The organism is Streptomyces caelestis, from assembly GCF_014205255.1.
Taxonomy (GTDB): Bacteria; Actinomycetota; Actinomycetes; order Streptomycetales; family Streptomycetaceae; genus Streptomyces; species Streptomyces caelestis.
In genome coordinates this window covers 2,248,415-2,261,161 of sequence record NZ_JACHNE010000001.1, presented here as the reverse complement: position 1 = coordinate 2,261,161, position 12,747 = coordinate 2,248,415, and the positions used below count along the sequence as shown (strand labels likewise).

Here is a 12,747-nt window from a genome sequence, read left to right as displayed (position 1 = left end):
GCCCCACAGTCCCCGACCGGACGACCGGGCAGGCGCTGTCGCCTTTCCCGGCTACTTGCCGCCGGGCGCGACCCAGGTGACGATCACCGCGGCGGCGACGCACAGGACGCCGGCCAGGGCGAGCCAGCGCGCGCACTCCACCAGCAGCCAGATGGTCTTCGTCCGCTTCTTCTCGTACCGCAGCAGCCTGCCCGCCTCCAGCACGATCTCCTCACCGGGCCGTCCGTGCACGGCGAGAACGCCCAGCCAGGAGGCGGCGATCAGGGCGAGGAACCCGGAGATCAGCAGCCCGATCACCCAGCAGCGCGGAGTGTCCGCCAGCTTGCTCAGGTCCTCCTGGCCCTTCAGCACGAAGACGGCCGTGAGCAGGCCGGTGAGGGAGGCGAGGAAGTTGCGGTATCCCTCGGCCTGACGCAGCGCCGCCTGCAACTGCCGTTCCGGAGAAGCCGCCTCGCGGCCACGGCGGTCCGCGTCGCGGAGTTGCTGCGGGGTGGGCGTGAAGGTCACGGCGTCGCCCCGGCGGACTGCCCGGGCGAGGGTGGCGGCGCGATGGCCAGCAGGGCGCCGCAGCCCTGCGGCTCGCTCGCGGGACGGTTCATGTGCAGGGTGCGGCACTGGCACACCGTGTAGTACGGCTCGGCCCCCGGCTCCTCGCGCCGGCCGAAGAAGCCACCCTTGGCGACCGGGGCCTGCCCGAAGGTCCACGTCCTCGTCATCGGACAGGTGCAGACCGGGCAGGTCCCGGATGCCTCGTACTGGGCGTCGTCGCCGTTCCTCCGCACGACCCACCGGAAGGTGAGGACGGGGGTGTGGACGGCGTCGGGGTCGTACTCGATCGGGGGCGTCACTCGGCGGTGCCTTCCAGGTGTGGATCGCCGGCGGGGAGTTCGAGGGAGAAGAGATCCGCGTACCGGGCCAGCCGTTCGCGCACCTCGGTCCCGGGCAGGTCCGTCTCCTCCGCGCAGAGCGTGACGTGGTCGTGGGAGACGGTGCCGGTCAGGGCGGGAGCCCGGCCGGTGAGCTCCTCGGTGAGGATGATCAGGTCCTGCCAGTCGGGGACGCGGTCGGCCGCCTCGCCCTCGGGCCTGCGGGCGGTGACGTCCAGGCCGAGGCAGGCGAAGGGGGCGTAGCGGTCGTACGTCCTGCCGAGGGGCCAGCCGAAGCGGCCGGCGGTGCGGACGAGTTCGAGGGGGCCGAGGGTGCCCGGGCCGAGCAGGCCGTCGTCGAAAGCGGCCAGATCGAACAGATGCGGTGTGAAGTCCCGCAGGGCGGCGGCCTCGGGAGCGGCGGGGTCACACGGGGCCGGCGGAGCGCCCAGTGGGGTGAACCGGCTGAGGTGTTCCAGCGACTCGGCGAGCGTGCGGCGCGTGCTGCGGGCATGGGACAGCAGCCGCTGAATCGTGAGTTCGGAAGCGAAGCCCTTCCAGACGCCGAGCGCCCTCGTGTCCTCGGAGGTCGCCTGGAGCCCCAGAACCTCGGCGGCAGGCTGGTCGACGGACAGGGGCAGGTGCAGGTCCCGGCCGGTGAGGCGCTCCACGACGTCGCCGATGGGCCGCCGTTCGATCACGCTCAGCTGAACGAGAGCAGCGGCCGGGATGCGGTAATCGAGCAGTCGTGCCGTCCCCGGAGACGGGAAGCTGCGCACCAGCGGGTGGCCCGAGGACGCCAGCTGGCGGATCGTCTGGTCGACCAGGCCCTCGAAGTCCACGGTGAGCAGGCCGGCTGCCTGCAGGAAACGCAGAGCGTCCTCGGCTTCCCGGAGATCGACCCTGGAGGCGGACCGTTCGATCGGTGGGGGAGATCCGTCGCCCGTGAGTGCCTTGATGAACTCCCAGGGAGAGATGCGCTGCTCGGGGCTGCGCCGGATCGCGCGGAGCGCCGCGAGGGCCAGACGGGGTGGAAGCCAGTCGGCCACGTCCTGTGGTGGCAGTGCGGCCTTGATTCCCGTCACCGGCGTGAGGACGTTCACCCGCGCGGCCAGCTCACGGGGCGCAAGCCCCAGCTCGGCGGCGAGCAACAGCAGCTCGGCGAGCGACAGATCGTCGTCGCGGTACAACGTCCTGCCCCCCGATCCGCCGAGGGAGCGGATGAACAGCGGCCGCTCCGACGGCTGGAGAGGGCCGTGGGCGAGGGCCTCCTGTGACGGTTCCGCCCGCAGGGAGAAGCCCAGTGGCTCGAAGCGCCGGACATGTTCCGCCAGGTCACGGACGGAGACGCTCGCGTCGGCCCGGGCGAGGAGGTCCATGACACTCAGCTCGCCGAGCCACATGGGCCCCTCCGGATCCAGCTGCTCGTTGACCAGTAGCGTCGCGTCGACAGGGGCGGGAGTCGTGGCCAGCAGCTCCTCGTCGAGCGCGGGCGGGGTGGGCAGGGCGGGATCCCAGGCCCGGAGTTGTTCGAGCAGAGCGACGGCCCCGCCCAGGGGAATCCGGTACCGCGCGGCGATCAGGAGCAGCGGCGCGTGCGCGGCCGGCTCGGGGCCGGCACCGGCGTCGTGCATACGGCGCGCCAATCCGTAGGCGACGCAGAGATCGACCAGTGCCCGGTGCGCCCGCACCGTGCGCAGTGCTCGAATGTCCGGGGCGGAGGGAACGTCAAGGCCGACGATCGCGTAGCGGCGCAGGGCCTTCAAGGTGTCGCCCACCGGCACCTCTGCCGCGCGGGCGGCGGCCAGAACCGTCTCCCAGCCGTGCGGCTCCGATCCCTTCGGGAAGAGGACGGCGTCCAGACTACGCGGTTCCGGGTAACCATCGGGCCGGAACGGCTGCCCCGCATCGGGCAGGCGCAGCCGGGTGTCCTGCCACTTGCGCACGAGGGAGGCCTCGTGTTCCCCGAGGACCGAACGCCAGAGCGAGCCGGTGGCGGTGACGTCTCCGTCGATGGGCAGGCATCCGGCCGCCGCCAGGCTCACCGCGCGCGGCAGGTGCTTGCGACGGGCCGTCCTCGGCGGATCGATGACGGCCGTGACGTCATGCGGCAACGAGTCGAGCACCTTGACGGCGAGCCGCGGCGAGAGCGTGGCGAGCTCCCACAGCCAGGAGAGCGAGACTTCGGACCACTGGGCCGTGGCCCTCTCCGTGGCCTCCAGGAGCTCGCTGGTCACCGCCGGCGCGTCCCAGGATATGAGGTTGTTGCGGTCCACGCTGGGCTCCGGACGGTGTCGCTCCCGCAGGTTGACGACCCGGCCGTAGACCTCCGGTGCGTCCTTGATCACCACACCGTCCAGCAGCCACTGACCCTTGCCCTGCACCAGCCAGATGTCACGAGATCCCTGAACGGCGTCATAGCGCCAGGGCTTCGGCGCCGGAGCGGTGAGCGTGCCCGGCTCCCAACGGTGGTGCCCCACGAGGGAGTCGGGTTCATCGCTCGCGTACTCCAGTGCCTCCACCTCGAAGTCCGCCACCCAGAGGAAGGACTCGAGGGTTTCGAGCAACGAGGGCTGCTGGGCCTGGTCCTGCCCCAGATACAGCCGCACCCGCGTCCCCCCGTCCAGCGCCACATGCGGATCCTCGCCGATCCGCAGCAGCCCCGACCCGGACTGGATGTCGGCCCGCAGCGGCTCCAACTGGAGGGCACGGCCGTAGTGGTCCACGGGGCTCGTCCAGACGACCACCTCCTCGGCCAGCATGAAGTAGCTGAAGACGCCGATGCCGAAACGGGAGTTGAGGGGCATCTCGCCGAGGCCGGCGCGGCGCCAGTTGCGCCGTTCCTGGACGAACTCCGGATCCTGCTCGTACCGCTTGCCGGCGCGGGCGAACATCGAGGTCAGCTTGGCACGGTTCATGCCGGAACCGTTGTCCGTGCACTCGATGTACGGCCTGCCCTCGGTGTCCCAGCCCTGTGTGAACGTGATCCTCGGCTGCCAGTCGGGCCCGGGCCGCCCCTGCGCGGCGCCGTACTGCCGACGCATGTCACGGTAACGGCAGGCGTCCAGGGCGTTCTGGTACAGCTCGCGCACCGCCAGCATCGGATCGCCGTAGAGCTGGGTGCCCATCAGCAGTGGCCGGATCTCGTCCTCGGCCAGGCGGAAGCGTTCCAGCGGCTGCTTGTACCGCTCGGCCAGGGGGACGAGCTGATCGGTGGTGACGCGCTCGGGGAATCCGCGCAGCAGGGCCGGAGGGGTCGTACGGGCCTTCTGGCACTCCTGGTGCAGCAGGCTCACGGTCGCGTTCGTCCGCGCGGCGAGCTCCTCGACGGCCACGTGCAGCGCCGGATGGGGACATGCGAACCGGACGGTGAGTTCGTAGGCGCAGTCGTCCTGTTCGCCCAGGGGCGTCACGTCGTAGCCGAAGTCGGCGGACAGGGCGGCCACGACGTCGTCCGGGTCCAGGGGCTCATGGGCGCCGAGGTGGTCGACGAGGACGCTCGACATCCGGCGCGGGTCGGCGGCCTGGAGGCCGGCCGTCCACAGCAGACGGGCGAGGTCCGAGGCGCGCCACTGGTTCCCGGGCACCGGCGGGTAGGTGCTCCAGTCGTCGCCGCCGCGCGCGTCGTTGATACGCGGGCTGGTACTCGGATGGACCGTCAGATGACCGAGGACCTGGCGCACCTGGCCGTCGACGGTGAGCCTGGTCGTCGCCCTGACCGGTGTTCCCGTGGGGTCGGCGGCCGCGTCCAGGATCGCGCTCACCAGCAGGTCGAGGATCGTGTCCACGGCCGAGTAGTCGCCCGTGCCTTCCCAGAGCAGGTCCCAGTCGGTGATGAAGCGGTGCCGCAGCCAGTGGTCGGCCGCCGCCGTCTGTTCCTTGAGGCCACGGCGGCGCAGGGTCGCGACGGTGCGCCGCACCTGGGAGTGCGCGCGAGCCACGTCGTGGGCGGCGTCCCGGACCAGGCGGTCGTGGCCTTCGAGAGTGTCGTCCGCCGAGTTCTTGACGTCCATGCCCTCGGACATCGTCCTGCGCAGCTCTTCGAGCGCGATGGCGACGACGCCCTCCTGCACGACGGGCGCGGCGAGCAGCGCCGCCGTCTCGGCGGGCGAGAGCAGGTCGCGGCCCTCCAGGCGGGCCCGCCTGACCAGGGTCTCCACCTGCTCGACCACCCGGACCGGATAGGTGGGGTCGGCCCACGGGTCGTCGCGGTGCGCGCCCTCGGTGGAGAGGGAGTCCACGATGTGCTCGACGAGCGCGCCGAGCCGCTTCTTGACCCGCTCGTGCACGGCCGGGGTGCCCGACGTGTACTGCCACAGGCACGACTGCTCGATCATGGTCGTCCACCGGTACGCCTCCTGTGCGCCCTCGCACAGCACGGGGCCGGGGCCGTCCGCGTTGAGGCCGTGCGGGAAGTACCGGTCGACGGTGGGCGGCATGACGCCCGCGTCGGACGCGTTCCGGCGCACCGCCGTACGCGTGTAGCGGACGAGGTCGGCGAAGGTGGTCGGCTGGGTCGTCGGCGCGAGCGCCTTGGCGAGAGCCCGGCCGAACCAACTGCCTTCCTGGGGGTCCGCGTAGGAGCGTTCGCCCCGGCCGCAGCTGTACAGCCAGTACACGTCCTCGGCGGCCGAGAGCACGGTTCTCCTGCTCTGCGCGGCCAGGGGCGTGGGCTCCTCGGTGCGGCAGGTGTCCAGGCAGACGACCGTCGTCACGCCGGCGGGCAGCCCGTCGAGCAGTCCCTCGGGGTCGGCGGCTATCAGGGTGCGGTCCAGGAGCGACCGGCCACCAGTCGGATCCACGCGGCCCGGCTGTGCGTCGGCGGGCAGGAGATGGTCCCGCTTGCCCACGGTCGTACCGTGACAGGACACGTAGAGAAACGCGGTGTCGCCGGGGGAGCACTCGTCGAAGAACTCCTGGAGGGCGCCCAGCAGCTCGAAGCCGCCGGGGTCCTTCAGCTCACGTACCTCGTATTGCGACTGTCGCAGCGCTCGGCCCACGAGTTCGACGTCCTCGGAAGCACTTTCGAGGGCCGGATAACGCCGGGCGAGATGCTCGTCCCGCTCCAGCGCGGGGGTCCGGCCGACCCCGACGACCAACGCCCGCCGCTTGCCCGGTTCAGCAGCCTCAGCCCGCCCCGAATCCACTTGTCCCCCTCATGCCACGAGTGGGCAATCATCGCAGAGCGAGGGACCGCGTCATGGGCAGATGCGAGCGTCCGTGGCATGAGACAACGCCGGGTTCTTCCACGCGGCTGAGGACCCGATGTCCTCAGCCGCTCCCACCCCCGCCCCCGTCCGGCCACACCTGGATGTGGTCCTCCTCCAGTTCCAGCAGCACCCGGTCCCGCATGCCCAGGGCCGTCGTGTACTCGGCCGGCAGCTGGAGGCGGCCCGCGCGGTCGAGCATCGCGTACTCGCGGGCCACCAGGGACTCCTGGCCCGTCTCGTCGACCTCCGTGCGGCGCAGCACCTCCGTCGAGGTGCGACCGTCGCGGATCGCGACCGTGCGGCGGACCTCGCCGGCGACCGCCTGGTCGTGCGTGACGATGACGACCGTCGTGCCCGACTTCTCGGCGCTGAGCGAGAGCGGGCTGCTGGAACTGCGCCGCGACCGGATCGGTTTCGTCTTCGAGTCCTTCGGGCTCATTCCCGTCCTCACCGCCGCCGAGAACGTGGGCGTGCCGCTGCGGCTGCGCCGGGCCGAGCCGCGCGAACGCGAGGAGCGGGTGACGGAGCGGCCGTCGGGGAGTGAGAGAGTAAGCCCATGGCCGCGATCAGTCTGAGCAAGGTCCAGGAGACCGCTCCCGCGCTGGTGAACCTCTACAAGAGCGCCGGGGTCTCCCTCACGAAGCACGGCCTCGACGGGCTGCGGGCCGCGGTCTACCTCGTGGTCGACCATTCCGGCTCGATGAGGCCGTACTACAAGGACGGCAGCGTGCAGGCGCTCGCCGACCGGGTGCTCGGACTGTCGGCGCATCTCGATGACGACGGCACGGTGCCGGTCGTGTTCTTCTCCACGGACGTCGACGCCGAGACCGAGATCGCTCTGGCCGGCCACCAGGGGCGGATCGACCGGATCGTGGCCGGGCTCGGGCACATGGGGAAGACCAGCTACCACCTGGCGATGGACGCCGTCATCGACCACTACGTCGACAGCGGGGCGACCGATCCGGCCCTGGTGGTCTTCCAGACCGACGGCGGGCCCGTCAACAAGCTCGCCGCGGAGCGGTACCTGTGCAAGGCGGCGAAGCTGCCCCTGTTCTGGCAGTTCATCGGCTTCGGCGACCCGGGCAGCAAGCAGTTCGACTTCCTGCGCAAGCTGGACGAGCTGGCCGTGCCGGGCAAGCGGATCATCGACAACGCCGGGTTCTTCCACGCGGGTGAGGACCCGCGGGCGGTGCCGGACGCCGAGCTGTACGACCGGCTGGTGGGCGAGTTCCCGAAGTGGCTGGTGGCCGCGCGGGCGCAGGGGATCGTGCGGCGGGCCTGAGCCCGCGACGAGCCGCCTGCTCGCCCTCCTGGCCCAATCCCACCGCCCCTGGCCCAGCCGTCCCCACGTCCCATTTGCGCTGCCGCGCTGCCGTGCCACGCTGGGAAGGATCCGACGGGGAGGCGACGACGTATGGGCGACGACGGCGCACGACGGGTGTACGACGACGGCGCACGAGGGGTGTACGGGACGGCTTCCGCCCGCAGGAGGCCTCCGGCCGTCAAGGGCGAGAAGCTCGCCGACTGGGCGGACGGACGGCTCGGGCTCTACGCGCTGGCCAAGGCCAACATGCGCAAGGTCTTCCCGGACCACTGGTCCTTCATGCTGGGCGAGGTCACCCTCTACAGCTTCATCGTCCTGATCCTCACCGGCGTCTACCTCACCCTGTTCTTCGAACCGAGCATGCAGGAGGTCGTCTACAACGGCTCCTACACGGAGCTCAACGGCGTGCTCATGTCCAGGGCGTTCGAGTCCACGCTGGACATCAGCTTCGACGTGCGCGGCGGGCTGCTGATGCGGCAGATCCACCACTGGGCGGCGCTGGTCTTCATCACCGGCATGATGGTGCACATGATGCGGGTGTTCTTCACCGGCGCCTTCCGCAAGCCCCGCGAGCTCAACTGGGTCTTCGGCTGGACCCTGCTGATGCTCGGCATCATCACCGGCCTGACCGGCTACTCCCTCCCCGACGACCTGCTGTCCGGCACCGGCCTGCGCTTCGCGCACGGCGCGATCCTGTCGATCCCGATCGTCGGGACGTATGTGGCGTTCTTCCTCTTCGGCGGGGAGTTCCCGGGCGACGACATCATCTCGCGCCTCTTCCCGGTCCATGTGCTGCTGCTGCCCGGGATCATGCTGGGCCTGGTGACCGCCCATCTGATCCTGGTCTTCTACCACAAGCACACCCAGTTCCCGGGCCCCGGACGCAAGGAGCGGTCGGTCGTCGGGATGCCCTTCCTGCCGGTCTACATGGCCAAGGCGGGCGGCTTCTTCTTCCTCGTCTTCGGCGTCCTGACCGTCATGGGCGCGATCGCCCAGATCAACCCCGTGTGGGCCTTCGGCCCCTACCGCCCCGACCTGGTCACCACGGGCGCCCAGCCCGACTGGTACCTCGGGTTCTCCGAGGGGCTGATCCGGGTGATGCCGGGATGGGAGATCAACCTGTGGGGCCACACGCTGGTGCTCGGCGTGTTCATCCCGTTCGCGCTCTTCCCGCTGGTCATGCTCGCCATCGGCGTCTACCCCTTCATCGAGGCGTGGATCACCGGCGACAAACGCGAGCACCACATCCTCGACCGGCCGCGCAACGCGCCCGTGCGCACCGGCCTGGGCGTGGCCTGGCTGACCCTGTACGCGGTGCTGCTGATCGGCGGCGGCAACGACATCGTGGCCACGCATCTGCATCTGTCCATCAACGCGATCACCTGGTTCGTGCGGATCGGCGCCTTCGTGCTGCCGGTCGTCGCCTTCGTCGTCACGAAGAAGATCTGCATGGGCCTCCAGCGCCGCGACCGCGCCAAGGTGCTGCACGGCAGGGAGACCGGCACCATCAAACGGCTGCCGAACGGCGAGTACACCGAGGTGCACGAGCCCCTCTCGCAGGCGGAGCTGTTCACCCTCACCCAGCACGAGCAGAACCCGCCGTACGAGGTGGGGCCGGTGGTCGACGCGGGAGGTGTCCGCCGCAAGGTCAAGCGGTCCGAGCGGCTGCGTGCCCGCCTCGCGAAGGCGATGTTCGGGCCCGACGCGCGGATCGAGAAGCCGACGGTGGAGGAGTACCGGGAGATCACCAGCGGCGATCATCAGCCGCACTGACGACCAGGGCCCGGCACTCGTGGGGATCGCCCCAGGCGGTGCGCAGGGCCCGGGCCTTGGTCAGCCACAGCGACAGGTCGTACTCCGCCGTGTAGCCGATCGCGCCGTGCAACTGCAGCGCGGTGCGGGCGGTGGTGTACGCCGCCTCGCACGCGGCGACCTTGGCGGCGGCGGCATCGGCCGGCCGCAGGGTCAGGGCGGCACCGAAGACCAGCGGGCGCGCGAACTCCAGGGCGATCTTCGCGTCGGCCAGCCGGTGCTTGACCGCCTGGAACGACCCGACGGGGGCGCCGAACTGGGTGCGTCGCCTGACGTGTCCGACGGTTCTGTCGAGGAGTGCGAGGCCCACCCCGAGCGCTTGGGCGGCGGTGGCGAGACGGGCCCAGGTGAGGGCCTGTCCGGTGGGGGCGTCGAGGAGTTCGCCGCCGGGGGCGAGGGGGGTGAGGCGACGGGCGGGGTCGAGGGAGGGGCGGACGGGGCCGTGGCCGGGGGAGAGGCGGATGCCGTCGGGCTCCCAGGAGAGCCGTAGGGTGGCCGCGTCGCCGTCCAGGGCGTATGCGCCCGCGGGGGCCACCGTCGCCATCCTCTCCCCGGACGCCAGCACCGGCAGCAGCCGCTCGGCGATGCCCGGGTCGGCCCCCGTGAGGAGCACCGCCGCCGTCACCGTCTCGACCAGCGGGCCCGGCACCGCATGGCGGCCCAGCTCCACGAAGGCGACGGCCAGCTCGACCGGACGCGGCCCCAGGCCGCCTTCGTACGTCTCCGGAACCGCCAGCGCGAACACGCCCGCCCGCGCGAGACGGGACCACAGCGCCCGCCCGCTCGCATGGTCGCCCCGGCTCCACTCCCGCACCACGCCCGCCGGGTCCGCCGCCGTCAGCAGGGCGTCCAGCGAGGCGGCGAAGGCGCGCTGCCCGTCGTCGAGGAGGAAACGCATCAGCGGCGTCCCTTCGGCAGGCCGAGCAGGCGCTCGGCGATGATGTCGCGCTGGATCTCGTTCGTGCCCGCGTAGATCGGGCCGGCGAGTGCGAAGACGTACCGCTGCGCCCAGTCGGTGTCCGCCGGCTCGCCCTCCGGGCCGAGGAGGTCGAGGGCCGTCTCGTGCAGCGCGATGTCCAGTTCGGACCAGAAGACCTTGTTCAGGCTCGACTCCGGGCCGACGGCCTCGCCGTCCAGGAAGCGGGAGGCGGCCGCGTAGGTGAAGAGCTGGTAGGCGCGGGCGCCGATCAGGGCGTCGGCCACCCGGTCCCGCTCGGACCCCGGGCCGCCCCGCTCCCGCCAGAGCCCCTCCAGCCGGCGCGCGGCCGCGAGGAAACGGCCCGGGGAGCGGAGCATCAGCCCGCGTTCGTTGCCCGCCGTCGCCATCGCGATCCGCCAGCCCTGGCCGGGTTCGCCGATCACGTCCTCGTCGGGCACGAAGACCTCGTCCAGGAACAGCTCCGCGAACGCCGGCTTGCCGTCGAGGCGGGCGAGGGGGCGGACCCTGACACCGGGGGCGCGCAGGGCGAACATGAGGTACGTCAGGCCCTGGTGGGGCTTCGCCGTGTCCGGGTCGCTGCGGAACAGGCCGAACGCGCGGTCGGCGAACGCGGCACGCGAGGACCACGTCTTCTGGCCGCTCAAAAGCCAGCCGCCGTCCGTGCGCACGGCTCTCGCCCGCAGGGACGCCAGGTCCGAACCGGCCTCGGGCTCCGACCAGGCCTGCGCCCAGATCACCTCTCCGCGGGCCATCGGGGGCAGCACCCGGGCCCGCTGCTCCTCGGTGCCGTGGGCGAAGAGGGTCGGGGCGAGCAGATGGATGCCGTTCTGCCCGACGCGTCCCGGGGCGCCCGCCGCGTGGTACTCCTCCTCGAAGACCAGCCAGCGCAGGAGCCCCGCGTCCCGCCCGCCGTACTCCGCCGGCCAGTCGACCACCGACCAGCGGTCCGCGGCCAGCTCCGCCTCCCAGGCACGGTGGGCTTCGAAGCCGTCCGCCGTCTCCAGGGAGGGCAGGGGCTCGCGCGGCACACGCGCGTGCAGCCACTGCCGCACCTCGGTGCGGAACGCCTCGTCCGCCGGCGAGAACGCGAGATCCACGACCACCCTCCTTCCCTAACAAGTGTTTGGTAGGTTAGCGTGAGCCCATGACAGACGTCGAGAGTCCGTCGTACGTGCCCGGACACGGCATGCTGGAGGGGCGGACCGCCGTCATCACCGCCGCGGCCGGCGCGGGGATCGGCGGGGCCACCGCGCGCCGCTTCCTGGAGGAGGGCGCCCGCGTCCTCATCAGCGACGCGCACCTACGGCGGCTCAAGGAGCACGAGGCGGAGCTGACCGGCGAGTTCGGCGCGGCGTCGGTCGCCGCGGTGCCCTGCGACGTCACCGACGAAGCGCAGGTGCGCGCCCTCTTCGACACGGCCGTCCGGGAACACGGGCGCCTCGACGTCGTGGTCAACAACGCCGGTCTCGGCGGCACCGCGAATCTCGTCGACATGACCGACGAACAGTGGTCCCGCGTCCTGGACGTGACGCTGAACGGCACGTTCCGGTGCGTGCGGGCCGCGCTCAGGCACATGCGGGACAGCGGCGGGGTCATCGTCAACAACGCCTCCGTCGTCGGCTGGCGCGCCCAGGCAGGGCAGGCCCACTACGCCGCCGCGAAGGCCGGCGTGATGGCGCTGACCCGGTGCGCGGCCATCGAGGCGGCCGGGTACGGGGTGCGGGTCAACGCCGTCGCGCCCAGCCTCGCCATGCATCCGCACCTGGTGAAGGTGACCACGCCCGAACTGCTCGCCGACCTGATCTCCCGCGAGGCCTACGGGCGGTACGCCGAGCCCTGGGAGGTGGCGAACGTGATCGTGTTCCTGGCCTCCGGCTACTCCTCGTACATGACGGGAGAAGTGGTCTCCGTCAGCAGCCGGCATCCCTAGGACGACAATGGACCCGTGCCTCCTACGAAGAACAATCCCCAGGTGACCGCCACAGAGCCCCCCGCGGCCGCCGCCGCCCGCGACCGCCGCGGCGAACTCCTCGGCACCGCCGCCGAGGTCTTCGCCGAGCAGGGCTACAACGCCACCACCGTCCGCAAGATCGCGGACCACGCGGGGATGCTCGCCGGCAGCCTCTATTACCACTTCGACTCCAAGGAGTCGATGCTGGAGGAAATCCTGCGCACCTTCCTCGACGAGCTCTGGGACGGCTACGACGCCGTCCTGGGTGCCGGACTCGGGCCGCGCGAGACGCTTCAGGCCCTGGTCACCGAGTCGTTCCGGGAGATCGACCGGCATCGCGCGGCCGTCGCGATCTACCAGAAGGAGAGCAAGCAGCTGGTGGCGCAGGAGCGGTTCACGTTCCTCGCCGAGTCGCAGCGCAGATTCGAGAAGGCATGGCTGTCCACGCTGGAGCGCGGCGTCGCCGAGCGGGCCTTCCGGGCCGACCTCGACGTCCGGCTCACCTACCGCTTCGTGCGCGACACGGTGTGGGTGGCCGCGTCCTGGTACCGGCCGGGCGGGCAGCACAGCCCGGACGAGATCGCCCGGCAGTACCTGTCGATGGTGCTGGACGGGATCGCCGTACGCGAATAGCCCTTTTACGT

Annotated in this window: 9 protein-coding genes and 2 pseudogenes; 5 read left to right on the top strand and 6 right to left on the bottom strand. The window is 71.4% G+C overall.

What is annotated here, in order from left to right; genetic code table 11:
- Window positions 1-51 precede the first annotated feature (51 nt).
- From HDA41_RS10215 to HDA41_RS10200, 4 genes and pseudogenes are all read right to left on the bottom strand, one after another.
- The gene (locus HDA41_RS10215) at window positions 52-507 is read right to left on the bottom strand and encodes a hypothetical protein (protein WP_184982722.1); all 456 of its coding nucleotides are present in this window, start codon (window positions 505-507) and stop codon (window positions 52-54) included.
- Window positions 504-848, bottom strand: coding sequence for a hypothetical protein (locus tag HDA41_RS10210; protein WP_184982719.1), 345 nt, complete (start codon window positions 846-848; stop codon window positions 504-506). Before HDA41_RS10210 ends, HDA41_RS10215 begins: the two co-directional genes overlap by 4 nt.
- The gene (locus HDA41_RS10205) at window positions 845-6,013 is read right to left on the bottom strand and encodes an HD domain-containing protein (protein WP_230299563.1); all 5,169 of its coding nucleotides are present in this window, start codon (window positions 6,011-6,013) and stop codon (window positions 845-847) included. The genes HDA41_RS10210 and HDA41_RS10205 overlap by 4 nt, the downstream gene beginning before the upstream one ends.
- Window positions 6,014-6,137: 124 nt before the next feature.
- Window positions 6,138-6,440: pseudogene (locus HDA41_RS10200) on the bottom strand (ABC transporter ATP-binding protein); the annotation flags it as partial.
- Here HDA41_RS10200 and HDA41_RS41145 point away from each other — a divergent pair.
- The 3 genes and pseudogenes from HDA41_RS41145 to qcrB all read left to right on the top strand — a co-directional run.
- Window positions 6,433-6,597: pseudogene (locus HDA41_RS41145) on the top strand (ABC transporter ATP-binding protein); the annotation flags it as partial. The pseudogenes HDA41_RS10200 and HDA41_RS41145 sit on opposite strands and share 8 nt — an antisense overlap.
- Before the next feature lie 35 nt (window positions 6,598-6,632).
- On the top strand, window positions 6,633-7,358 hold the full coding sequence (locus HDA41_RS10195; RefSeq protein WP_184982717.1) for a vWA domain-containing protein: 726 nt from the start codon (window positions 6,633-6,635) through the stop codon (window positions 7,356-7,358).
- Between the two features lie 132 nt (window positions 7,359-7,490).
- On the top strand, window positions 7,491-9,173 hold the full coding sequence (gene qcrB, locus HDA41_RS10190) for a cytochrome bc1 complex cytochrome b subunit (RefSeq protein WP_184982715.1): 1,683 nt from the start codon (window positions 7,491-7,493) through the stop codon (window positions 9,171-9,173).
- Here qcrB and HDA41_RS10185 read toward each other — a convergent pair.
- A complete protein-coding gene (locus HDA41_RS10185) occupies window positions 9,145-10,110 on the bottom strand; it encodes an acyl-CoA dehydrogenase family protein (RefSeq protein ID WP_184982713.1) in 966 nt (321 codons plus the stop codon). The two genes, qcrB and HDA41_RS10185, sit on opposite strands and share 29 nt — an antisense overlap.
- Window positions 10,110-11,249 carry an acyl-CoA dehydrogenase family protein gene (locus HDA41_RS10180; protein WP_184982711.1) on the bottom strand — a complete coding sequence of 380 codons (1,140 nt, stop codon included), beginning with the start codon at window positions 11,247-11,249 and terminating at the stop codon, window positions 10,110-10,112. The genes HDA41_RS10185 and HDA41_RS10180 overlap by 1 nt, the downstream gene beginning before the upstream one ends.
- Window positions 11,250-11,296: 47 nt before the next feature.
- Here HDA41_RS10180 and HDA41_RS10175 point away from each other — a divergent pair, with 47 nt between their 5' ends.
- Together HDA41_RS10175 and HDA41_RS10170 are read left to right on the top strand one after the other, a co-directional pair.
- A complete protein-coding gene (locus tag HDA41_RS10175) occupies window positions 11,297-12,082 on the top strand; it encodes an SDR family oxidoreductase (protein WP_184982709.1) in 786 nt (261 codons plus the stop codon).
- Window positions 12,083-12,124: 42 nt separating this feature from the next.
- Window positions 12,125-12,736, top strand: coding sequence for a TetR/AcrR family transcriptional regulator (locus HDA41_RS10170; protein ID WP_184982707.1), 612 nt, complete (start codon window positions 12,125-12,127; stop codon window positions 12,734-12,736).
- Window positions 12,737-12,747: the final 11 nt, after the last annotated feature.

What these genes read in the sequence shown, in the direction of transcription:
- qcrB (WP_184982715.1), top strand. Translation starts at nt 7,491, where the DNA reads ATGGGCGACGACGGCGCACGACGGGTGTACGACGACGGCGCACGAGGG.
- HDA41_RS10195 (WP_184982717.1), top strand. Translation starts at nt 6,633, where the DNA reads ATGGCCGCGATCAGTCTGAGCAAGGTCCAGGAGACCGCTCCCGCGCTG.
- HDA41_RS10185 (WP_184982713.1), bottom strand. Translation starts at nt 10,110, where the DNA reads ATGCGTTTCCTCCTCGACGACGGGCAGCGCGCCTTCGCCGCCTCGCTG.
- HDA41_RS10175 (WP_184982709.1), top strand. Translation starts at nt 11,297, where the DNA reads ATGACAGACGTCGAGAGTCCGTCGTACGTGCCCGGACACGGCATGCTG.